The organism is Ideonella sp., assembly GCF_041287625.1.
In the GTDB taxonomy this organism is placed as follows: Bacteria; Pseudomonadota; Gammaproteobacteria; order Burkholderiales; family Burkholderiaceae_C; genus Ideonella.
Genome location: NZ_JBGGNH010000021.1, coordinates 112,299 through 134,382, shown reverse-complemented (window position 1 = coordinate 134,382; position 22,084 = coordinate 112,299). Strand labels below are relative to the sequence as shown.

General features: G+C 65.0%; 24 protein-coding genes and 3 pseudogenes. 16 read left to right on the top strand and 11 right to left on the bottom strand.

Annotated elements, in window-relative coordinates; genetic code table 11:
- The coding region (locus ACAH41_RS08765; protein WP_325656005.1) for a hypothetical protein at positions 1-387 on the bottom strand (387 nt) is incomplete at its 3' end.
- Between the two features lie 169 nt (positions 388-556).
- Here ACAH41_RS08765 and ACAH41_RS08760 point away from each other — a divergent pair.
- From ACAH41_RS08760 to ACAH41_RS08740, 5 genes and pseudogenes are all read left to right on the top strand, one after another.
- Positions 557-880: a hypothetical protein gene (locus ACAH41_RS08760; protein WP_231013130.1), complete on the top strand. Its 324-nt coding sequence runs from the start codon at positions 557-559 to the stop codon at positions 878-880.
- A 197-nt stretch (positions 881-1,077) separates the two neighbouring features.
- Positions 1,078-2,730 (top strand): FG-GAP-like repeat-containing protein, encoded by a 1,653-nt coding sequence (locus tag ACAH41_RS08755; RefSeq protein ID WP_325656002.1) that lies wholly within the window; start codon positions 1,078-1,080, stop codon positions 2,728-2,730.
- A 16-nt stretch (positions 2,731-2,746) separates the two neighbouring features.
- Positions 2,747-3,121: pseudogene (locus ACAH41_RS08750) on the top strand (IS630 family transposase); the annotation flags it as partial.
- 390 nt (positions 3,122-3,511) lie between these two features.
- Positions 3,512-5,515, top strand: coding sequence for a methyl-accepting chemotaxis protein (locus tag ACAH41_RS08745; protein WP_370538256.1), 2,004 nt, complete (start codon positions 3,512-3,514; stop codon positions 5,513-5,515).
- Between the two features lie 87 nt (positions 5,516-5,602).
- Entirely contained in the window at positions 5,603-6,571 is a 969-nt protein-coding gene (locus ACAH41_RS08740; RefSeq protein WP_141284049.1) for a sugar ABC transporter substrate-binding protein, read from the top strand.
- Between the two features lie 23 nt (positions 6,572-6,594).
- Here the strand turns inward: ACAH41_RS08740 and ACAH41_RS08735 are convergent.
- The 4 genes and pseudogenes from ACAH41_RS08735 to ACAH41_RS08720 form a co-directional block, all read right to left on the bottom strand.
- Positions 6,595-6,786, bottom strand: a pseudogene (locus ACAH41_RS08735) (LysR substrate-binding domain-containing protein); the annotation flags it as partial.
- A 62-nt stretch (positions 6,787-6,848) separates the two neighbouring features.
- Complete coding sequence (locus tag ACAH41_RS08730) at positions 6,849-7,520, bottom strand: carboxymuconolactone decarboxylase family protein (protein WP_325655998.1); 672 nt, start codon at positions 7,518-7,520, stop codon at positions 6,849-6,851.
- Positions 7,521-7,608: 88 nt separating this feature from the next.
- Positions 7,609-8,064, bottom strand: coding sequence for a cupin domain-containing protein (locus tag ACAH41_RS08725; protein WP_325656024.1), 456 nt, complete (start codon positions 8,062-8,064; stop codon positions 7,609-7,611).
- A gap of 78 nt (positions 8,065-8,142) precedes the next feature.
- Positions 8,143-8,568: a cupin domain-containing protein gene (locus ACAH41_RS08720; RefSeq protein WP_325655996.1), complete on the bottom strand. Its 426-nt coding sequence runs from the start codon at positions 8,566-8,568 to the stop codon at positions 8,143-8,145.
- Positions 8,569-8,697: 129 nt separating this feature from the next.
- Between ACAH41_RS08720 and ACAH41_RS08715 the strand changes: the two genes are divergently transcribed.
- A complete protein-coding gene (locus tag ACAH41_RS08715; RefSeq protein WP_325655994.1) occupies positions 8,698-9,612 on the top strand; it encodes a LysR family transcriptional regulator in 915 nt (304 codons plus the stop codon).
- A gap of 254 nt (positions 9,613-9,866) precedes the next feature.
- On the opposite strand, the gene ACAH41_RS08710 is transcribed toward ACAH41_RS08715, so the two are convergent.
- Positions 9,867-10,190, bottom strand: coding sequence for a hypothetical protein (locus ACAH41_RS08710; protein WP_325655993.1), 324 nt, complete (start codon positions 10,188-10,190; stop codon positions 9,867-9,869).
- Between the two features lie 549 nt (positions 10,191-10,739).
- On the opposite strand from ACAH41_RS08710, the gene radC reads away from it, so the two are divergent.
- The 8 genes and pseudogenes from radC (at position 10,740) to ACAH41_RS08670 (ending at position 17,488) form a co-directional block, all read left to right on the top strand.
- Positions 10,740-11,261 (top strand): DNA repair protein RadC, encoded by a 522-nt coding sequence (gene radC, locus ACAH41_RS08705; RefSeq protein WP_141284037.1) that lies wholly within the window; start codon positions 10,740-10,742, stop codon positions 11,259-11,261.
- An 871-nt stretch (positions 11,262-12,132) separates the two neighbouring features.
- The gene (locus ACAH41_RS08700; protein ID WP_141284034.1) at positions 12,133-12,615 is read left to right on the top strand and encodes a single-stranded DNA-binding protein; all 483 of its coding nucleotides are present in this window, start codon (positions 12,133-12,135) and stop codon (positions 12,613-12,615) included.
- An 89-nt stretch (positions 12,616-12,704) separates the two neighbouring features.
- A pseudogene (locus ACAH41_RS08695) lies at positions 12,705-13,433 on the top strand (DUF932 domain-containing protein); the annotation flags it as partial.
- A 159-nt stretch (positions 13,434-13,592) separates the two neighbouring features.
- Positions 13,593-14,792 carry a tyrosine-type recombinase/integrase gene (locus ACAH41_RS08690; protein ID WP_325655992.1) on the top strand — a complete coding sequence of 400 codons (1,200 nt, stop codon included), beginning with the start codon at positions 13,593-13,595 and terminating at the stop codon, positions 14,790-14,792.
- Positions 14,789-15,763, top strand: a complete 975-nt coding sequence (locus ACAH41_RS08685; protein WP_325655991.1) for a tyrosine-type recombinase/integrase — start codon at positions 14,789-14,791, stop codon at positions 15,761-15,763. Before ACAH41_RS08690 ends, ACAH41_RS08685 begins: the two co-directional genes overlap by 4 nt.
- A complete protein-coding gene (locus ACAH41_RS08680) occupies positions 15,760-16,788 on the top strand; it encodes a tyrosine-type recombinase/integrase (RefSeq protein WP_325655989.1) in 1,029 nt (342 codons plus the stop codon). The genes ACAH41_RS08685 and ACAH41_RS08680 overlap by 4 nt, the downstream gene beginning before the upstream one ends.
- A 98-nt stretch (positions 16,789-16,886) precedes the next feature.
- The gene (locus ACAH41_RS08675; protein WP_325656027.1) at positions 16,887-17,027 is read left to right on the top strand and encodes a hypothetical protein; all 141 of its coding nucleotides are present in this window, start codon (positions 16,887-16,889) and stop codon (positions 17,025-17,027) included.
- Between the two features lie 107 nt (positions 17,028-17,134).
- Positions 17,135-17,488: a hypothetical protein gene (locus ACAH41_RS08670; RefSeq protein WP_325655987.1), complete on the top strand. Its 354-nt coding sequence runs from the start codon at positions 17,135-17,137 to the stop codon at positions 17,486-17,488.
- Between the two features lie 38 nt (positions 17,489-17,526).
- Here ACAH41_RS08670 and ACAH41_RS08665 read toward each other — a convergent pair whose 3' ends face one another.
- The 5 genes from ACAH41_RS08665 to ACAH41_RS08645 form a co-directional block, all read right to left on the bottom strand.
- Positions 17,527-17,850 (bottom strand): type II toxin-antitoxin system RelE/ParE family toxin, encoded by a 324-nt coding sequence (locus ACAH41_RS08665; protein WP_325656022.1) that lies wholly within the window; start codon positions 17,848-17,850, stop codon positions 17,527-17,529.
- Positions 17,847-18,125: a type II toxin-antitoxin system ParD family antitoxin gene (locus ACAH41_RS08660; protein WP_325655985.1), complete on the bottom strand. Its 279-nt coding sequence runs from the start codon at positions 18,123-18,125 to the stop codon at positions 17,847-17,849. The genes ACAH41_RS08665 and ACAH41_RS08660 overlap by 4 nt, the downstream gene beginning before the upstream one ends.
- Before the next feature lie 93 nt (positions 18,126-18,218).
- On the bottom strand, positions 18,219-18,677 hold the full coding sequence (locus ACAH41_RS08655) for a hypothetical protein (protein ID WP_325655983.1): 459 nt from the start codon (positions 18,675-18,677) through the stop codon (positions 18,219-18,221).
- Positions 18,674-19,423, bottom strand: coding sequence for a StbB family protein (stbB, locus tag ACAH41_RS08650; RefSeq protein ID WP_325655981.1), 750 nt, complete (start codon positions 19,421-19,423; stop codon positions 18,674-18,676). Before stbB ends, ACAH41_RS08655 begins: the two co-directional genes overlap by 4 nt.
- Entirely contained in the window at positions 19,420-19,869 is a 450-nt protein-coding gene (locus ACAH41_RS08645; RefSeq protein WP_325655979.1) for a hypothetical protein, read from the bottom strand. The genes stbB and ACAH41_RS08645 overlap by 4 nt, the downstream gene beginning before the upstream one ends.
- Positions 19,870-20,204: 335 nt before the next feature.
- Between ACAH41_RS08645 and ACAH41_RS08640 the strand changes: the two genes are divergently transcribed.
- The gene (locus ACAH41_RS08640; protein ID WP_325655977.1) at positions 20,205-20,780 is read left to right on the top strand and encodes a hypothetical protein; all 576 of its coding nucleotides are present in this window, start codon (positions 20,205-20,207) and stop codon (positions 20,778-20,780) included.
- Positions 20,781-20,794: 14 nt separating this feature from the next.
- On the top strand, positions 20,795-21,769 hold the full coding sequence (locus ACAH41_RS08635) for a relaxase/mobilization nuclease domain-containing protein (RefSeq protein ID WP_325655975.1): 975 nt from the start codon (positions 20,795-20,797) through the stop codon (positions 21,767-21,769).
- The last annotated feature ends 315 nt before the right edge of the window (positions 21,770-22,084 follow it).

Below are 22,084 nucleotides of genomic sequence, written 5' to 3'. Positions count from 1 at the left end.
GCGGTTCATGTTGTGTGTCTCCTGAGATGTCGGGGCGTTTGGTGTTGTCGCTGCCTGCCCGCATGGCGCAGCGTGCGCATCTTCAGCGAGGGAGGTCCGCGGTTTTGATACTGCCGCTGCCAGTGTCTGTACTTCATTGCGCGCAAATGCCCAGGTTTTCCCCAGGTCGGTGGAATTGCATACCTGTTGTGGCATCGGCGGCGTATGTGCTGTGCCGACATCGGGAGGCTGCCCTGGGTCGCATGCCAGTGCTGCAACCGATATGGACCTGCAAGCACCACACGTCATCAGCAGCAGGGGCTTGACAAGGCTGAAGAGCATCTGCGCCGCTATCGTCCATGGTGACCGCGATGCCGAGGCATCTGGCTTCAAAATGTGATGATCCACGTGCGACTCTTAAAGACGAAGGCCGCAGCCAGCGTTGCCGTCACAGCCCCGAGTTCAAGGCCCATGTGGTTCCCGCCTGCTGCAGGCCTGGCGTCTCGAAGGCGTCGGTGGCGATGGCCAACGGCGTCAATGCCAACCTGGTCCGGCGCTGCTGGCGCAGACACGCCAGATGGCGCCGCTGGGCAGCACCCGCGCCCATGCGCAGCTGGACGCCGCCTGGCTGCAACTGGAAGCCGGCCAGCCGAGCGAGGCGGCCCGCCTGCTGCGCGACATCGGCCCCTGGCTGCGCGAGCACCCGCTGGGCCTGGCGGCGGCCGCCCGGCTGGCGCTGGCCCAGGGCCGGCGCGACGAAGCCGGCGAGCTGCACCAGGCTGCGCTGGAGGCCATGCGCCACCGCACACCGCCCTTCCTGGCCGCACTGGGCCCTTTCTATGCGGCGGCTGAGGACACGCCCGCGCCGCCGCGCGCACCCCGCCTGCTCACGCTGCTCTGAGCCCCGGCGCGGGCCTACCCCCCCCGCAGTCATGGTTTGGTCATCAATTGGGCAGGACTTGGCCGGCACCCCCGCCTATCTTCGTGCCCAGGGCTGCAGATCACCCCACTGCCGCCTGACCGCCACCTGGCGGGGCCCGGGCCACCCGCCCGGGCATCCCCCCACATCCCAGAAGCCTGTCCGCTAGGAGTTTGCCCGTGCCCGCCGTTGTTGCCTGTTTCCGCCTGCTGCCCTCCGTCCAGTTGCTGGCCGCCGCGCTGGCCGTCCTCGCCCTGGGCAACTCGGCCCATGCCCAGTCCGCCGCCGCCCTGAACGGCAAGAACGGCGCGGTCACGCTGGGCGACCAGCCCACCGTGCTGCCGATGAAGATCGTGCGCCAGGGCGACACCACGAACACCGTCAGCGTGCATTACCAGACGGTGGACGGCTCGGCCAAGGCCGGCAAGGACTACTGGCCCACCAGCGGCATTGCCACCATTCCTGCCGGCGCCACCAGCGTCACTGTGCCGGTGCAGGTGCTGGGCAAGGACGCCAAGCACCGCAAGCTGGGCAAGTTCACGCTGCAGTTGGACCAGGCCGTCGAAGCCGTAGGCAGCCTGGACACGCTGGCGCTGGTCACCACCGAGCCCTCTGCCACCATCGGCCAGTACATCTACGGCATGGCCAGCGCCGACCTGGACGGCGACGGCAAGCCCGACCTGGTGCTGGCCAATTACACCGCGGGCACCCTGGACGTGATGCTCAACAACACCACCGCCGGCGCCACCACTGCGCCGGTGCTGGCCGCCCCCGTGGCGCTGGGCATGGTCTCCGCACCGAACAAGCCCGTGGCTTGCGACCTCAACGGCGACGGCCTGCCGGACCTGGTGGCCGCCGTTGCCGGGACCAACCAGTTCACGGTACAGATGAACACTTCGCAGCCCGGCGCGCTGAGCTTCGTGCGCACCGACGTGGTCTCTCTGCCCTGGGGCTACATGAACCAGATGGCCTGTGCCGACTTCGATGGCGACGGCAAGATCGACATCGTCGGCGCCGGCTTCGGTTCCCGCTCAAAAGCCAACAGCAACCGCGCCATCGTCTTCCGCAACCTGACCAAGCGCGGCGAGACCACCGTGGCGCTGGACGCCCCCATCGGCTTCTCGGCCGACACCAACAGCCGCTTCTCGTCTCCGCAGACCGTGGTCACCGGCGACTTCAACGGCGACGGCAAGCCCGACATCGCGCTGGGCAACGGCTACGACGCCACCCACGCCACCGTCGCCATCCTGCTCAACACCACGCCTGCCGGTTCCTCGAAGATCAGCTTCGCCCCGGCCATCACCTTTGAAACCGGCGAGCCCGCCTCCGACATGGCCACGCTGGACATCGACGGCGACGGCAAGCTGGACATCGTCACCGTGAACAACAACGGCACCGCCGGCAGCACCTGGGCCTTGCTGCTCAACCGCACGCCGGTCGGCGCCACAACACCGAGCTTCGTCGCCAACGTGCGGGAGATCGGCGGCGTGCCTTACGGCGTGACCACCGCCGACATGGACCTGGACGGCCGCCCCGACGTGCTGGTCAGCTACCTGGGCACCGGCAACTCCACCGCCGGCTCCATCGGCGTGCTGCTGAACCGCAGCACCGCCAGCAGCGACAACCCCAGCTTCATCCAGGCCAACTTCGTGACCGGCACCGACGAGCCACACGCACTCGCCGCGGTCGACCTGAACCAGGACGGCCTGCCCGACGTGGTCACCGCCGACACCGTGAGCAACAGCAGCGCCAAGCTGCAGGTGGCCCTGCAGTCGCGCAGCACGCTGCCGGTCCAGATCTTGCAAAGTGGCACCGGCAAGCTGCAGCCCTGATCACCCTCACGTTCGACAGCCGGGTTTGCCAAAGAAGAGCCGCGCGACCATCGTGACGCACGACTACAAGCGCAACGGCACAACCACGCCGTTCGCCGCGCTCAACGTGCTCGATGGTCAGGTCATCGGCCAATGCCAGCGACACACCCATGCCGAGTGGCTGAAGTTCCTGCGCAAGATCGACCGTGAGACACCCAAGGAAAAGAAGCTGCACCTGATCGCCGACAACTACGCCACGCACAAGCACCCCGCCGTGCAGGAATGGCTGGCCAGGCATCCGAGCTTCAACATGCACCTCACGCCGACCTCTGCTCCGTGGCTGAACATGGTCGAGCGCTTCTTCCGCGACATCACGACCGAGCCGCTGCGGCGAGGCGTGTTCACCAGCGTGCCTGGGCAGGTCAAAGCCACCCGCATTGGCGACCGGTTGCTCAACAGACGGAATGGCGCTCCGAATCACTTCAGGTCGCCCAGCTGTCGCGCGCCATGCCGATCAACGAGGGACGACATCCGTGGTGTTCGCACTGGCATGGGTGTTGAAGAACCCACTCGTGAGCGCCACCATCGCAGGCCCGCGCACCGAAGCGCAATGGGATGGCTATCTGCCAGCGCTTGAACTTGAAATCGGCCCCGACGACGAAAGGCCGGTCGACAGCCTCGTGTCGCCCGGACATGCCTCCACCCCCGCATCACTTGCCGTGTGCGTGTGATGTCGCACCTCGTGCGCCAATACAGTACGTGATCTTGAATTGGGGCTGGTAGTGAGCCTTTATCTGCTCAAGTGAAGTGGGCGGTGGACGAAGAATGCGTGCTCTATCGAGACAAATTCGCAACCCATCACTACAAGGCCATACGCATGCGAGCGATAACTTTTGCAGACCTACTCAATCGTTGGCCAATCCGTCGAAAGTTTGCCTTGATTGGTGGTTGCGCGGTGCTCATGGCGGCAGTACCGACGGCGTTGATCATGACCAACCTGGCCAACGAGGAGCGGCTGGTTGCGGCTCAACGAGAAGGCCTGAGCGAGGCTCAATCGGTGCTGAAGTTGCTGCGTTTGACGCAGCAGCACCGAACCATTGCGGCCATGGCACAGGCGGGTGATGAAGGACAAGTTGCTGCGCTCAAAGGCAAGGCTGCGGAGGTGGATGCCGCTTTAGATCGCCTGCGTGTCCGTTCTGATGAGTTCACGGGTGCCGCAGAAAAGGTGGCGAGCGAATGGATGCCCTTGCGACAGGCTGCCGCAACCGGCTCGATCGATCCCTCCACCAGCCTGGATCAGCATGCAGCCTTGGCAGCCTCGGAGTTGGCATTGCTGGGGCGGGTGGCGGATGTGTCACGGATAGGATTGGATCGTGAGGGCGAGACGCTGCATCTTGCGCAGATGGCGCTTCTGTCCCTCCCCGCACTCACCGAGCGCATGAGCAGAATGCAGGCCGTCAGTGCCAGCGCCTTGTCGCATCGGGGGGTCAGCGGCGCCGATCAAGCCACTCTGTCGCTGCAACTCGATCAAATGCTGTTCCAACTGGACGCTGTTCGTGTGGACTTCCAGCGTGTCGCCCGATCTTTGTCAGCAGACAACAGCGCGCTCAAAGAAGTGGCTGGTTCGGCCTTGGGCTCGGCCCAGGTGATGGGCTCGGTGATCGACCAGACATTTCTGCAGCAACGATTGCCCTCAGGTACATCGGCCGAATACTTCGGCGAAACCACAATTCTGATTGATGCACAGTTCACCATGATCACGCAGTCATTCAACGTGATCAATGCGCTGCTGGCTCAACAGCAGTCTCAATCGCGGGTGACCATGAGTTGGACCATCGCGTTGATGGTGGGAGTCGCAGCTTTGGCAGCGCTCATGCTCGTGGCCATCGCGCGCAGTACGTCACATTCTCTGGCCAAAGCGGTACAGGTCGCACGGCACGTGGCGGAGGGAGATCTGAGGACGGAGGTCGAGGTCACGGGATCAGACGAGGTCGGTCAGTTGATGTCAGCGCTGAGGGACATGAACCTTCGCCTGACCGATGTGGTGCGGCGGGTTCGCGATGGCAGTGACAGTGTGGCAAATGCCAGTTCTGAGATTGCCCAAGGCAACCTTGATTTGAGCCAGCGCACGGAGCGTCAGGCAAGCGCTTTGCAGCAGACGGCGGCCACGATGGAGGAACTCGGCGCGAACGTCCGCCGCAACGCCACGGCAGCGGAACGCGCCGATCATCTTGCCCGCGATGCCTCCGAGGTGGCCGCCAGAGGCGGCGAAGTGGTCGCCGAGGTCGTGGACACCATGCGCGTGATCAATGACGGCAGCCGCAAGATAGGGGAGATCATCGGCGTCATTGATGGCATTGCTTTCCAAACCAATATCTTGGCGCTCAATGCCGCCGTCGAAGCGGCCCGTGCGGGGGAACAGGGGCGAGGGTTTGCGGTGGTAGCAAGCGAAGTGCGTTCCTTGGCGGGTCGAAGCGCCGACGCGGCGCGGCAGATCCGAGGTCTCATTTCTGCCAGCGTGGAGCAGGTCGAACGTGGTACAGCGTTGGTGGCTCGCGCAGGCGGCACCATGGAAGAGGTGGTGACGTCGATTCGCAATGTTACGTCGCTCATGAGCGAAATCAATGTCGCCAGTGCAGTGCAGCGAACCGGTGTCGCGCAGGTTGGCGAGGCAATCAACTCGATGGATACGTCCACGCAGCAAAACTCCTCTCTTGTGGAGGAATCCGCCGCAGCTGCAGAAAGCCTGAGTCACGAGGCAGCAGCCTTGGTGCAAGCGGTTGCAGTTTTCCGCATCGCCGTTTGAAGCGCGGCCGAGCCATCCCTAACAGCATGCGCAGGCATCAAGCGCGTCCGCGCTTGATCGGCCGAGCCCACGTTACGCGAGATCAACATGATCAAGTATCGCCAAATTCTGCCTTCTGTCTTGGTCGCGTTTTCAGCGGCCATCGCAACCCATTCAGCAACCGCCAAGGACATCACGCTTGTCTACGTTGCCAATAACACCCAATATCCCTATGACGCCGCCGTGGCGAGCGGCTTCAAGAAGGCCTGTGTCGAGCTGGGCTGCAAAGCCATCATCCTGAATCCACACTCCAATGTGGAGCGGCAGGCACACGCCATTGAGGACATGGTCGGGTACAAGGTCGATGGCATCGCTGCGATCGTTGCCGACGCCGGGCAGGCTGTGCAATGGGTGGATGATGCAGCCGGTCACAACATCCCCTTTGTGGCTGCAGCGTCTCAGGTCGGAGATCCGAAAAAGGGCCCCAAGTACGTGTACGAGAAGCTCACGGCGTTTGTCGCCACGGATGACGTCGTGGCCGGGGAACGGGCCGGTGAACTGGCGGTGAAGTTGCTGCCGCACGACCATGCGGGCACCATCGGCGTGGTGGAAGGGGCAGCTGGCTTTTCCGCAGTTACCCAGCGCAATGAAGGATTCCGAAAGGCGCTGGACAAGTCCGGCATTCCTTACAAGATCGTCGCTTCTCGCGCCACGGACTGGTCTCCCGCCAAAGGAGAGGCCGTCTGCAGTGAAATGCTGAAGGCAAATCCCAAGCTGGACCTGCTATTCAGTCATGCCGATGACATGGCGCTTGGCTGCGCTCGCGCCATCCAGGCGGCAGGCGCAAAGACCCGCCTGATTGCCACTGGCGGGGGGTCCGCCTTGGGCAACGAGGCCGTTCGCAGTGGCGTTTTTGATGGGTCGGTTTGCACCCGTCCAGGGACAATTGGCCGCCTCGCTGCCAAAGCCCTTTACGAGGCTGCGACGGGTAAGAACACCGCAAAGGCTCAGTTCTTGACCTACGAGACCCCTTTGATCACCAGAGACACCCTTGCGAGCTGCCCACCTGAATGGTGACCGGTACCTTCAGGACCTGGCCTTCACTCGGTTTGGGCGGACTGCTGCAGCGCTTCGGTCGCCGTCGCCAATGCCCGCGTCGGATGCCGCCGACTGGTGTAATAGGCATGCAGGCCGGGGAAGCGCGGACACCATTCGGGCATCACCTTCTTGAGACGTCCGGCCTCGACATGGGGCAGGACCATGTCTTCCGGCAGGAAGGCCAATCCATGGCCTGAAAGCGCTGCTCAGTTTCCGGTCGGCGCCAACACAGTTAAGTTCACTCAAGAACAAAGCACTACACTGGCGGCATCGGTTGCAATGCCCGTTGAGCGGCGAGCGAAGCCCGTGCCCGGCTTGCGGCTTCGATGCCTACGCGATCTGCCAGAACCTCGACCAACCGGCCGAGCTGAGCGGCAGTGACTCCGACGTTCATGCTAAAACTTATGTGCGACAGCAGCTGAGATTCGGTGCCTTGCAATGCCGACAGCATGCTGACTGTAGCGAGTTCGCGAGTTTGCCAGTCCAGGTTGTCACGCTCGAAAATGTCGCCGAACAGATGCGTCTTGAGGTACTCATCGGCCGCAGGCACGAACTCGAACAGCGGACCCTTCACAGGGCCGCCAGCCAGCTTGGTTTGATTTGCTGTTCCGGCCGCCAGCAACGCATCGCCCTTTGCAATTGCGCGACTCGGCGTGCGGCCCTGCGCGTCCTGGAGGCCGCGCTGCTTGCGGGCGTCTACGACCTTCATCAACTCGCCCAGGGCATTCAAGCTGCGGGGAAAGCCGGCGTAGGCGTAGAGCTGAATCAACACTTCCTTGGCGTCATTCACAGTCATGCCCGCGTCGAGGCCCTGATTCAGCGCGACGACCAAACGGGGCATGTCGCCGGTGGCGCCGAACGCAGCAATCGGAATGATGGCTTGCTGCCGAATCGACAGCGTTTGTGAGGCGGGCTGGGTATTGGACATGGCTTGTGACTCCTGCGCCGGCGCGGCCGCTTGGCAGAACGCGGCCGCGAAGCCCAGCGTTAAGCCGGCGGCGCATCGCCCAAATCGATCAGCGTGCCGTGTACTGCTCATCACTGACCTTCTCCGTCCATTCGACATTTTTGCCATCGGCAGTCCCCGTGACCGCGATGTGCGTCATTGCCGTCGTGGGCGAAGCGCCGTGCCAGTGCTTGACGCCGGGCGGACACCACACGACATCGCCGGGACGGAGTTCCTGCACGGGCTTGCCCAATTCCTGAGTTCGACCAAATCCGGAAAGCACAACCAGTTGCTGACCCTTCGGATGGGAATGCCAAGCTGAGCGCGCACCCGGCTCGAAGGTCACGTAGGCTCCCGAGGCGTTGATGTCGCTGCTCGCTGGCCAGATCGGATCGACTCGTACTCGCCCCGTGAAGAAGGCCTCGGGCCCAGTCGCCGATGGTTGAGACCCAGCTCGAGTGATCTGTTGTTGTGCAATGGCACTCGTTGGGGATGGCTCAACGGCGCCGGCAAGACACGCATGCATCACCGCGAGGCAGCCTGTGATTCCGGTCGTACGTACATTCATCTCGAACTCCTGGTGGGATAGGGTGTGGAGAGCAGGTCAAACGTGTGCTGCCGTGCTGCTCGATGGCCCTTCCAAATACTCGGCATCGGCCACGTGCTCCAACCACTCGACGTTCTTTCCGTCGAGCGCCTCGGTCACGGCGATGTGTGTCATGGCCGTGGTCGCGGTCGCGCCATGCCAGTGCTTGTGACCCGGCGGGCACCAGATGACGTCGCCCGCGCGGATTTCGACGATTGGCTCTCCTTCGCACTGGGTCCAGCCGCAGCCCGCCGTGACGATCAAGGTCTGTCCCAAGGGATGCGTGTGCCAGGCCGAACGCGCGCCCGGTTCGAAGGTTACGCTCGCACACGATGCCCGTGCCGGCGCAGGCGGACTGTTCAGCATGTCGATGCGGACCTCGCCGGTGAAAAAATCAGCGGGTCCTCTGGCGGATGGCTCCGTGCCGGGGTGTATGAGCTTCATTGGAAGGCCCCTTCATTTTGTTGGGTGCCGCTGCACGATGGTTGCGGTGACAATGGCCGAACTCTATTTGCGAGCACATTGGTTGAGAAGGTAGGAGAATCTGAACACGCTTGTGCACGCCGCTCACCAATGGCCAAAGAAAATCTGAACGATCTACAGGCTTTTGTTGTCGTCGCGCGGGAGCGCAGCTTCACCCGAGCCGCCGCCCAGCTAGGTGTGTCGCGTTCGGGAGTGAGTCACGCCATGTTGGCTCTGGAAGCGCGGCTCGGGGTTCGTCTTCTGACGCGCACCACAAGAAGCGTTTCGACGACCGAAGCCGGCGCCCGACTCCTTGGCGCGGTAGCACCAAGGCTGCAGGAAATCGAGGACGAACTCGGTTCACTCAGTGCGATGCGCGACCGGCCCGCCGGCACCGTGCGCATCACCGCGCATGACCACGCGATCACAACAGCGCTCTGGCCGCGGCTGCTGCCCTTGCTCCGGCAATATCCCGACATCCAGATCGAGTTCAGTGTGGACTATGGATTCACGGACATCGCCTCTCAGCGTTTTGATGCCGGCGTGCGTGTCGGAGACCGGGTGGACAAGGACATGGTGGCCGTTCGCATCGCACCCGACATGCGAATGGCGGTCGTGGGATCGCCCGGATACATCGAGGGCAAGTCGATTCCGAAGACGCCGCAGGACCTGACCGCCCACCGGTGCGTGAACTTGCGCCTGCCCACCCGAGGCAACCTGTATGCGTGGGATTTCGAGAAGGGAAAGAAGTCCGTCAATGTGAAGGTCGAGGGCCAGACGGTTTTCAACAACACGCCTCTGATGCTGCGGGCTGCTGTCGATGGGATGGGTTTTGCCTACGTGCCGCTCGATCTTGTCCGCCCGCACATCGCCGAGGGCACACTGGTGGCAGTGCTAAGAGATTGGTGGCCTAGCTTTCCGGGCTATCACCTGTATTACGCGAGTCGGCGCCAGATGGCGCCCGCGTTGGCCCTTGTCATCGAAGCGCTCAGGTACCGCGGGCCGACTGAGAGTGCCCGCTTCTGACCGCGAACGTCATTGTCGCCGTGGACCACTGAAGCGCGGCGCTTTCATCACCAGCGAGAAGGCCGGCGAGGGGCTGGCGTTTGCTGGGGGAGTACGGTACCCGGCAAACTTCGGGCACCAGTCCCGCATTGCGCGTACCGGTCTTACTACCCCGCCGCTCGAAATCCCAGACGGGGTGAAGGGCCTCGAATCTGGTTCCCGGCGCGTTACCCGTTGCCGGCGATCGCGCGAGCTGGTTGTGCAAACTGCCCACATCAGTGAACCGGCCGGTCGGCCGGAAGGCGTCGCTTTCTCGTTGATCTGAAAGGTGTAACCCAGTTCTTCGGCACCGTGGGGAAATACTCGCCGTCGTTCGACAAGGAAGCGATCGATGTCGTCCACCCGCCGCTGCGCAGCCCGCTTGGCAACCCGCTGCGCGTCATCGATGCGACGGTCTCGGGTCTCAACACGCGTCCGTTGGCTCCGGCGCCATCGTTGAGCAACATGCGGATGAACTTCATGTACTCGCCCACCGTCGAGTAGAGGCCGTGGCCGCCCATGTCCATGGTCGGCGGCTGCGGCAGGACGAGCTCGGGCAATGGGGCACCCTGGTCAGGCTTGCAACTCGGTTGCAGATCCGCTCGAACGGCCCTTCGGTTACACAAGTGCCGTCTTTCGAGGCAATCCGTCGCCGGCCCAGTGATGGCAATGGCTTAGCGATGCCGCGCACGGGTTCTCCACAGCGTTGTCCCCATCGCTTGGGGACAACTGCATGACTTGAGGCTTGGTGGGCGGTCGCTGCAAGCTTCGGGCAAGGGGCAGGCGTGTCCCCGCTTTGCTGGGCCGGGCTCGCGCGCTGGGCGTCGAGCCGCTGTCCTGCGGCCAACGTCTCGCCCCTGACGGGCTTTGATCCCTCACGCAGTTCGGCGAGGCCGGCATTGCCGGCGGTCCTTCCGCTGGTGTTGGTGGCGTGCGGAGGGGGGGTTGCCGTGTCGACCCATCGTGCCCCGACGTTCTCGCGGTCAAGGCCTGCGCGCTCGCGGTGGCGAGCGCTTGCGCCCTGCGGTCGTCGGCGAGCCTTGACCGCTGCGCTGCGTCGATGCGTCCCGGTCTCGGGCAATCCCGCCCGACTCAGACTGGAGCTCGCCATGTCCTCGACCGTTCAATCGTCTGCGCAGTTCGGCCTGTTCACCGCGCTGCTGGTGCAGGAGCCCGATGGCCACCACCGCGCGGCCAAGCCCGAAGAAGTGCTGCACGAGGCGCGGCAAGTGCTGTCGCAGTGGATCCGGCGCGGTCCGGAACTGACGTCGCCGCAGGAAGTCAGGGAGTACCTGTCGCTGCAGATCGGGCTGCTGGAACACGAGGTGTTCGCGATCCTCTTCCTGGACTCCCAGCATCGCGTGCTGGCTTGCAAGGAGATGTTCCGCGGCACGGTCAGCCAGACGTCGGTCTATCCCCGGGAGGTGGTCAAGGAAGCGCTGGCGCTGAACGCGGCAGCGGTGATCCTGGCGCACAACCATCCGTCGGGGCTTGCGGAGCCCAGTCGTGCAGATGAAGCCGTTACCAGCGGGTTGAAGGCTGCGCTGGCGCTGGTGGACGTGCGGGTGCTGGATCACCTGGTGGTGGCAGGCGCGGCGGCAGTGAGCTTTGCCGAACGCGGGCTCTTGTGAAGCCCTGGGCGGACCTGGTCCGCTCTCGTTGGCCTGCAGCCTGCCCGGCGTCTGAGGCTGCCGTGCCGTCTGTGGCGGAAACAGCCTCTCGCTGGGCGTGTCCCCGCTGCGCGGGGGCGGGCTGTTGCGCTGCGCGGCTAGCCGCTGTCCAGATCCCAGCGTCTCGCCCCTGACGGGCTGCCATCCCTCACGCAACACGCTCAGGCCGGCTGGGCCGGCGGGAACGGCGACGGCGGCCCTTTCCCGTGCCCGGGGAGCGCGGGCCCCGATTCCTTCACGCTGCGCGTGAACGAGGCCCACTTGGCGAACTGACCGGCTTGCAGGTCGTTGCGCTGCGCTCCACTCTGTGCGGCGCCGGCCAGATCGCCACCCAGGTCACCCGCCATGCCCGCAGCCGGGCCGCTGAATGCGGATTGCAGAGAGATGCTCGCAGCAGCTCGACCGCCGCGCCAGTCGCTGCGCTTGGTGGCACGTCGGCCGCAGAGGCGCCGCTGCTCGTGGGTGTTCGGACGCCTTCGCTGCAACCGCCGCGCCAGGCAAGCTGGCACGTCGGCCGCGACGCTGCGTCGCCCGAGGAGGCATTGGGGGGGCAGCCCGTGCGCCAGTCGTCCCACCGCGCTCCCCCCAGCTGCGCCCCCGTCGAATTGCGAGGGGGACTTGTGGGGGGATCCTCAAGCGGTGGGCCGGGAAACCGGCGCACTGCTTCGGCTGCGGATGGACCCCACCCATCCCCCACCCCTTCCCGTGAGGGAAGGGGCCATGCCCACCCCCCGCCCGCCCGTGGGCGGGAGCGAGGAAGTCCGAGCGAGAGGATCAGTTTTGAGGAACACCAGGGCGGTGTCCGGCTGATCGTTCTTGCAAGGAGCCCCTCATGGCCAACGTTCAAGTCATCCAGCGTCATGCGCACCTGGCCGGTGCCGTCAAGCTCGAATTCGTCAACGGCCGCGACGGCCAAGTCGCTAAGGCGGTGCTGACCGCCATCAGCAACACGCGGCGCGCGAACCGCGATCCAGCCGGCACCCGCGAAGAGGAAGCCACCGCGATCCAGTGGACGCTGTGGGGCAAGCAGGCCGAGAACGCAGCGGCGTACCTGGGCAAAGGCTCGCACGTCAACATCGTCGGCCGGCTGCGCAACAACAACTTCGAGAAGGACGGCGAGACCGTCTACGGCATGGCGTTCACGGCCGAGGACATCGACTACCTCGACAGCCGCGCCGAGAGCGAAGCCCGCCGCAACGGTGGCGCCGATGCCGAAGGCGTCAACCGCAGCGCCGAACGTGTCAGCACCGCGGCCTCGAATCGTAATCCCCGCAAGCCTCGCACCGCGCGCCAGCCTGCACACGCCGACGCCTGAAACGTTCCCCGGCGGGTCGCGGGTTGGGCCACAGGCCACTGCACCGCGCTCGCCCTTCGTGCCTTACTCAATGATCGAAGGAAATCATCATGTACTCGACCCCGACACTGGCCACCCGTTTTGCCCGCGACACCCGCGTGATGCGTGGCGATCAAGCACTGAGCGAAGACCAGATGCGCGCCGCAGCGCCGTCCATCTTCGCCCAGGGCAAGCATGGCAGCCGCTCCGAGCGCTACACCTACATCCCCACCATCGACGTGCTGCGCGGCCTGCGCAAAGAGGGCTTCGAGCCCTTCATGGTGGCGCAGGGCAAGAGCCGCATCGAAGGCAAGAGCGAATTCACCAAGCACATGATCCGCATGCGCCACCATCGTGACGGCAGCGGTCAACTCAGCACCCGCTCCGAGGCCAACGAGATCATCCTGATCAACAGCCACGACGGCGCCAGCTCGTACCAGATGCTCGCCGGCATGTTCCGCTTCGTCTGCTGCAACGGCTTGATCGTGGGCGACGTGGTGGACGACATCCGCATCCCGCACAAAGGCAACATCCAGGGCGAAGTGATCGAAGGCGCCTTCCGCGTGCTCGACGAGTTCGATGCGGTGACCGAGCACACCGAGGCGATGAAGGCGCTGCAGCTGCGGCCGCCCGAGGAGATTGCCTTTGCAAACGCCGCCCTGGCGCTTCGCTTCGGTGAGCGAGGCCCGGACGAGGCCGGTGTGCGGCGTCCTGCGCCTGTCACGGCCGAGCAGCTGATCGAAGCACGACGGCCCGAGGACATCGACCACAGCCTGTGGACCACGTTTCAGCGGGTGCAGTAACGGTGAGCTCACCGTTACTGGACTTGTGTGCACGGCGCGTTTATGTGAAGTGCCGCTCGGTCGGCGTGATGTCTTCGAGCGAGCAGACCAGAACTCACCACATTACCGAAGGCTGCCGTAGCTTCGACGGTCCCATGTTTCAACCTGGAGACCGCCATGCTCAAACAGCTCTACTCGCGTTCCCTGTCTCGGTACACGTCGTCGCCGCACGCGGCCGATCTCGATGCGTTTGCGACCATGGTCGCGGCCCGCGGGGTCGACAACCGCCGAACCGAACGACACACGCGCCGCTTGTTGTGGGTGCTGGAGGCCGCGGCGCTGCCGCCTAACGGGATCATTGGCGCCGACGAGTTGCGCTCCGCGTTCGCCGCTTGGCCACACAAGGGCTATGTCGGCACGTATCGCCTGTATTGCCGCTACCTGCAAGAGCGCGGCCGGCTGGCCGCTCCCGGTCCGTGTCAGTCTCGCTTCACGCTGAAGGAACAGCATCTTCGGCGCTTGGTGGAACTTCGCGGCATCGCGCCGGCCACCGTAACCTACGACAACTGGGCGTTGACAGACTTCCTGAGTCGCGTGCTCAAGCCCCATCAGGAACCGTCGTCGATCACACGGCAATCGCTCGACGCGTTCTTCCGACAGCGCGGGCCGCAGTTGGCTCGGCGGACGTTTGGCCACACCGTGCACGTCGTTCGCCGCTACCTGCGCTACGCCTTCGACACCGGTGTGCTGAGCGAGCCCCTGCATGAGTTCGCGCTTCCCCAAGCGTTCCGGTTCGAGCAGCCACCGCGGGCATTGCCCGCGCACCAGGTACAGGCCCTGCTGGCTTCGATTGACCGCTCGACGAACATCGGCGTACGCGACCACGCCATCCTGCACCTGATGGCTGGCTATGGTCTGCGCCCCGGCGAAGTCGCGGCGCTGAAGCGCTCGTCGATCGACTGGCAGGCTCACGCCTTGCGGGTGGAGCAGTCGAAGACGCGCTCGGTCCTGCTGATACCGCTGGCGCCCAACACGGTCGATGTGTTGCGCCACCATGTGGAGCGATGGGCCGCTGCTTCGAGTGGTGCCGAGCTGTTCGGCCTCGCACAACCACCATTCGGACCGATGAGCCCGTGTGCTGTGTCGGCGCGCTTCAAGGTGCATGCGAGGCGCAGCGGCCTGCCGATCACCGAAGCCTCGGCCTACGCGCTGCGCCACAGCTTCGCCATGCGGTTGCTGGGTGTCGGTGTGAGCATGAAGTTGATCGGCGATCTCATGGGCCACAGCAGCCTGGCCAGCACAAGCGCGTACCTGCGCATCCAGACCGACATGCTGCGCGAAGTGGCGCTAGACGTGCCCGCAGAGGTGGCGCCATGAACGGCAGCGCCAGCCCCGCATTCATCGAGCAGGTCGGTAGCTACCTGGCCCACTGGCGAGCTCTCGGCCGGTGCTACCGTCAGGAGCAGTGGCTACTTGAGACGCTGCTGCGCGAGTTGCCCTTGCTTGGCCACGAAGACCTGACCGCCGACAGCTTTCAGTGCTGGTTCGACGGTCGCAAGAATCGCCACCCCAACAGCCGGCGCAAGTGGGCGCAGTTGCTGCGCCATTTCTGCGTCTGGCGCCGTCGCTGCGATCCCGGTTGCTTCGTCCCAGGGACCGATCTGATATGTCGTGCCCAGCCCCACGTCACGCCGGTGATCCTCGGTGATCGGCACGTCGCGCGCATGCTCGCGGCGGCCGATGCCCTGGCGCCGAGCCCGAACTCACCGTTGCGGCCAGCGACCATGCGCTTGGCGGTGGTGTTGCTCTACACGACGGGCCTGCGGCTCGGCGAGTTGCAGCGGCTGACCATGGGCGACATCGAGTACGACGGCAACCTTCTTCGCGTGCGCGAGTCGAAGTTCCACAAGTCGCGTCTGCTGCCGCTGTCGGCCAGTGCCCGTGCCGAGCTCCTCGCCTATCTGGTACGGCGAGCCAGAGCCGGTTTCGCTACACCGCCAACCGCGCCGCTGCTGTGCACGCGCGCTCGTGGACGGATGAAGCCATATTCGATCAGCGGCTTGCAGCACGGGCTGAACTCCCTGCTTCGCGGCGCCGCCATATGTGCCGAGGGAATGCAACGGCCTCGCGTTCACGATCTTCGCCACAGCTTTGCGGTCCAGGCGCTGGCACGCTGGTATCGACAAGGCGCCGATGTGCAAGCACAGTTGCCCAAGCTCGCGATGTACATGGGGCATGTGTCGATCGAGTCCACCGCTTACTACTTGCGCTGGACCGATGAGGTTGCCGGGCTGGCCAGCGAACGGTTCGCACAGCACTTTGCAAGCGCGATCGGAGGAAGGTCATGAGCCGCCAGCATGTGACTGATCTTGGCGCATCGGTGGTGCAGTTCTTCGAGACGCATCTACCGGCGCAACGCGGGATGAGCCGACACACGATCCGCAGCTACCGAGACGAAGTCGTCATGCTGTTGCAGTTCATCGCCCGACGGCGGGGCTGCGGTATCGAGGTGCTCGACCTGGTCGACCTCAATGCCGCCGCGGTCGAAGACTTCCTGCGCCATCTGGAAGTTGAGCGGCACAACGTCGTCTCCACGCGCAACGTTCGTCTGGCCGCCATTCACACGCTGGCGCGCTTCCTGGCCGGGCGGCACGCCGAACGGTTGGGAACCTGGCAGGCCATCATTGCGCTGCCCTTCAAGCGCGGCGCGCTGCAGCGGCCTGCCGAGCACTTGACTGCAGACGGCGTGAAGGCCTTGCTTGATGCCGTCGATCGCAGTACTGCCAGCGGCCAGCGCGACTTCGCGCTGCTGGCGCTGATGTTCAACACCGGCGCGCGCGTGCAGGAGGTGCTGGATCTGCGGTTGCAAGACGTTCGGCTCGACCCGCCGCATCAGGTGCGGCTCAAGGGCAAAGGCAACAAAGTGCGCGTGTGTCCGATCTGGCCGAGAACGGCGCAACTGCTCGGCGAACTCGTTCGGCGCCGGTCGAACGATCACGCCGACCTGGCAGATGCACCGCTGTTCGTGAACCAGCGTGGCGAGCCCCTGTCGCGGTTCGGTGTGCGCTACGTGTTGCGGAAGTACGCGATGCGGTCAGGCGTCACGACGGCGGCATCGCAGACGCCGCCGCATCCGCACACGCTCAGGCACACAACCGCTGTTCATCTTCTGAAGGCCGGCGTGGACTTCGCGACGATCAGCCAGTGGCTCGGTCACGCTAACCTGAACACGACGATGCGATATGCGCGCTCGGACCTCGACCTGAAGCGGCAGGCGTTGTCACAGGTGTTCCCCGACATCCTCGCGCCGAACGCGAAGGCTCATGTGCTGTTCGACCCGGGCGGCTTACAGAACTGGCTGCGACGGCTGTAGGTAATGTGGCGCGATCACAGCAACGGCGCCAGCGCCACGCAGGACCGAGGTCAGATGCACTCCACATAAACGCGCCGTGCACACAAGTCCAGGAGAACGTGATCCGCGGCGGTCAGCCTGGTCGCAGCGCGCAAGGGCGCCGGCTGCAGACCCGGCCGGTGGGCAGCATCGACCGTGGCGTGAGCCTCAACCGTGCGCTGTGGATGCTGGCCGAGGAGATGCGCAAGCTCAAGAGCTGAACCATCAGGCAACGGGCGCCAGATTTCTCTTCGAATCTGGCGCGCAGTTGGCAGCGCGCGGGCCCGACCATCGGGCCGGCCGTCCTCCCGAAACCATGGAGCCACGCATGAACCCCGATGCCATCCATGCCGAGATCGCGCAGTGCGAGTCCCGATCGCACCTGGCCACCCAAGCAGCCGCGCTCGCATTCGCACGGCTGCTCAAGCTGGCCGAGGAACGCGACTCCGGGCAGATCCCGCGCATTGCGCGCTTCCTGGCCGCCGCCTACAACGGCGAGGCCTTCCAGTTCGATCTGTTCGAACTGCGCGCCGTCGACATTGCCATCAGCGACGACATGCTGACCTGCCTGGACGCACTGCGGTGGGCGCGCGCGGATCTGCACACGCTGGTGCCCGATGGTGATCGGCGCATGCGTACCGTGATCGACCGCTGGGGCCTGCAGTGGCCGGCCAGCATCTGACGGCCCGCTGTCTCGGCCCGACGCGGCGCCGCGCTCGATTAGTCGTCCCAACGTTCCGTCAAAGCGCCTTCGTGGTCCTGTCCGCCATGGAACACGCCGATGATGGAGACCGTCCTGGCTTCATCGTCGACGGTGTAGGCGATCACGGTGCGCCCCTTGTGATGCGTCAGCCGCAGGCCCGGGCGAATGTCCTCGCGTGACACGCCCCGGAGAGGGAATACCGCGAGCCGTTCGCAGGTCGAGATGACGGCTTCTGTGTAGCGCTGTGCTGTGGTCGGCGAGGCGTGTTCCGCGATGTACAGGAACAGCGCTTCAAGCTGGTCGCTCGCCTCGGGGGCGAAGACGACGAGGTGCGGCCTCAGGTCTTCGCCGACACCTTCTTGTGCGCGGCGGCCAGTCGCGCCTTGACGGCGTCGACCCCGACCGCACGTGACGGGTCGGCCTTCAGCGCGTCGCAGGCGGTGGCCACATCCTTGCGCAACCAGTCCTCGACGGCGCGATCTCGCGCCAGCAGCGTGCGCAAGCCGTCGCGGATCACTTCGCTCTCCGTGGCGTACTCGCCCGATGCCACCTTGGCGCGCACGGCCTCGGCCATCTCGTTGGGCAGCGTGATGCTGAACTGCTGTGTCGAGCGCATGGCGATCCTCGCGATTTCCGTAGGATTTAATCCTACACCAGGCCGACAGGCGCACGGCGACAGGGTCGCCTGTGCCGATGGATGCGAGCGCCATCACCGGGCCCACAGCCATGCCGCCATCGCCCAGGTGAGGGCAGAGGTCACCGCAGCCGTCGCAGCGTGCGTTTGCCAGCGCGCGAAGGGGCCGGCGAGCTTGCCGGGAGGTTGCTGCTGTGCTGACAGGCGCTGCAGGGCAGGGCCCAGCTCGCTCCTGAACATCGCCAGAGACGCCTCCTCCATGGCCCGGGTTTGCGCAGTCAGCGTACGCGCTGCCATCTCGTCGGTGCGGCGGGCGATGTGCCTGACCGCCTGCAGCTTGGCGTTTTCCGTGATGGCGGCCATCCGGGTCTCGAACGCGGCCAACTGGCCAGCGATGGCCTGGCCCGACTGGACCAGCGCCTGGCGGTTCGCGTCCAGTGCTGGCGCAATCGCCTCCAGGCGTTCGATCAGCCTTCCGGCCTCACCGATCGCCTCGGCAATCAGCGCTTCTCGGGCGCTGCTGAGCTCGCTCACGCGGCCTTCCTGGAGGACGGCCGGGGGCTACGCTCTACCTCGGATCCCAGTCTCAGCGCCAGGGCTGCGAAGCAGGCATCCAGCTCAGGCACCACGCCGCAGGCCAGGCGCCGGGTGGCGAGCTTCTGTGCCAGGGAAAGTTTCTCTGCGGTGTCCGTGGCACGGGCGATCAGTGCCTTGTAGTCGGTCTCGTCGCGGGCCAGCTTGGCCAGGTCGACACCGGTTCCTCGGATGCGCGCATAGAGCTCGTTGGCGCCCAGCCGGCAGGCCGGGTTGGCCTGTGCGACCGGCTGCTTGGCCAGGAAGGCCAGCAGCGGCTCGAACGACTGCGTCAGCTCGGCGTCGTGTTCCAGCATGTTGAAGACGACCTTCATGCGTGAGGCCGGCACGCCGAGGCGGGCCAGCTCGGCCAGGGTCGCGATGGTGTCCTGCTGCTGCTTGAGCGGTGGCACCGTGGGCACGACAAAGCAGTCGAAATCTTCCTGGCTGCCGCGGTAGCGCTGCATCAGGTTCAGGAAGTCCTCGACATTGCTCGCGCCGATGTCGACCACCAGGCTGTCGACGGTCTGCAGGTACTCCTGAAGCTCGCCGAACTGGCGCCCGCGCAAGGCCTGGCCCTGGCCCTCGTCCGCATTGATGCTTTCGACCGCCACGTACTCGGCGCCCGGCAAGCGAGGCAGCAGCAGGTGCCGGGCCACCGTGGTCTTGCCGACGTTGCCGGAGAAGTTGATGACTGCGAGTTTCATGGTTGCTCCTCGTTGCGCTGTTTGGCGCGGATCAGGGGGTTGGTGATGTGGCCGCGCATGAAGGTCTCGGCAATGTCCTTGCCTCGGTGATCAGCGGTGCGGTTTGGCGGGGCACTTGCGGCCGGAGGCGACGGTGCAGGCGCGCGGGAGAGACCGTCACCGCTTGCAGGCTGACGGGGCGACGTGTCGGCATCGGCACAGGCAGGTATCGCGTGCGTCGATGTAGCCATCGCTTTACGCCTGGCCAGCTCTCGGTGCACCGTGCTCCTGCTGACCGTGACCCCGATGTCTGCCAAGGCCTCGCAGATGGCGTCCAGCGTGTAGTCCAAGGCTTGAAGCCGTGCCATCTCGGCGGCGTAGGCGCGGGCCTTGCGCGAACCGCGGCCTGGCGGGCGTCTGGGCGCCAACTGGGCGCCGTCGTGGTGGTTCGGATCGGGGTCGTTCATGTGCGCTTTCGATTCGGTTTGATCCGGTTCCGATTCGCTTTTGTCTCGGTGGCGTTTCAGCCGTCTCATTGCCGTACCGGCTGTGTTTCGCATCTGTCTCACTGCTGTCTCAGTCATCCCGGTTTCGTCTCGGTTCGGTCTCGGTGCCGGTTCATTCGTCTCATGATCGGCCCGCCAGCCGGTGAGTGGCGGGCACGATTCCGGCCCGAATCTCGCAGACCAGCTGCATCGTTCGAGGCCGATACTGGGTTCCAAGGTGAGTGCAGAGATAGGCGGCCTGCCGCCAGTTTCACAAGCGCTTCGCGCCCCTCCTGCTGTTCCCCATCGGTCGGCCCATGAACACCACTTCCTACGACCTCGTCACCGTCGACATGCGCGGCTTGAAGGCCGCGCTGGTGGCGCGTGCGCAGGCAGACCGGCTGAGCGTGTCGGTGCTGGTGCGCCGCGCGGTGGCACGCGAAATCGGGCTGCCAGTCGAGTGCGATGCACGGCAAATGCAAGTGGCCAGCCAGGCCGCTTCAAACGCCACCAGCGTCAAGCTGTCGATTCGCATGACGGCCGATGAAGCGCGACAACTCGCCGCCGGCGCGCGCGTGGCGGGTCTGTCGCGTGGGGCCTACCTGGCGGGGCTCATCGCCGAGGTGCCTGTGCTGTCGGCCGGTGCCGGCCGTGCCGAGCACATTGGCACCCTCATGGCTTCCAACGCTGAACTGTCGACCCTCAGCCGCAACATCCACCGCCTGACGGTGCTGCTGCGCCAGGCCAATGTGGAACCCGCCAGGCCTTACCGAGAAATGCTGGACACGCTGGCCGCTGACGTGCGCCGCCACCTCGCATTGGCCGCTCGCGTCTTGGCCGACCTGCAGCCACGCAGCCGCGGCGCCGCTTCCTCAGCGCGTTCCACTCGATGACGAAAGGACTTGCCATGACGCAGCCGCCCAACATCGACGGCGTCCTGATCACCTGGGGCGACCGCCTGTTCTATCCCGGCAACCGGGTGGTCAACGTGAAGCCGCAACCCAAGCTGGGCGGTGACGCGGTGCGTTCACGGGCTGCCGCCATCCGCAAGCGCATCGAGGCGACGGTGGTTCGGCGTGCGCCACAGGTGATGGTCAAGGTGACGGGCGGCGGGCGCGGCATGCGGGCCATCGCTGCGCACTTCCGCTACATCAGCAAGAACGGTCGGCTGGAGATCGAGGACCAACGCGGCGAGACGATGCGGGGCAAGGACACCTTGCGGGACCTGGCCGACGAGTGGCGCTTTGGTGGTTCCCTGATTCCCGATGACGCCGAGCCTGGTCACCGGCGCGAAGCCTACAACATCATGCTGTCGATGCCCCGCGGCACGGACCCGCTGACGGTCCAGCGCGCAGCGCGAGAGTTTGCGCAGGACGAGCTGGCGGACCACAAGTACGTGATGGTGCTGCACGATCACCAAGCCAATCCGCACGTGCACATCAGCGTACGGGCCGAGTCCAGGCAGGGTAAGCGCCTGAATCCTCGCAAGGCAGACTTGCATCGCTGGCGCGAGACGTTCGCGGAGAAGCTGCGAGGCCATGGGATTGACGCTGAGGCCACGAGGCAAGCGACGCATGGGCAGGCGCGCAACTATGAGGAGCTGTGGCGGATCAAAGCGAAGGAAGAAGGGCGGTTGCGCTCGAACCGGTCCGCCGTGAATCGTGATTCCAAGGTGATGACCCACAGTGAGACGGCGATCAGCGCATGGCTCGAAATTGCGCGGGCATTGGAGTTGTCCGGCAGGCGGTCTGATCGTGCTCTGGGAGCGTCAATCATTAACTTTGTGGATGAGTCCCATGCGGCGGGCAAAATGGATCGAAGGGATACTTGGCGGAGACCGGGAAACTCTTCCGGACGGCGAGAACAGGCAGTTCGAAGATGATGCAAGTCACTCAAATTTTTGACCGCAACCGGCGACCTTTTGCGATTAATCGCCTGTCTCATCTGCGTTCGTAAGTCGGCTTGGCGCTGAAGGCGCGCGAATTGATGTGGACCTTCCCGAATGTCGCTTCGCATTCGTGCCGGAGAGCTGTGGGCTTTGTTTGCCGCCGGGCGGTCAGCTTGCTGGCTTGTGGTGAATGCCATCCGCCCCAATCCGCTGACAGCCCTTATGCTTTGGGCGTTCGAGACTTGCTGAGGGCGAGGCTTTCGGTAAGTCCGCCCTCGCACTCGTTGCGTTGCACCTCTAGTGACTCGG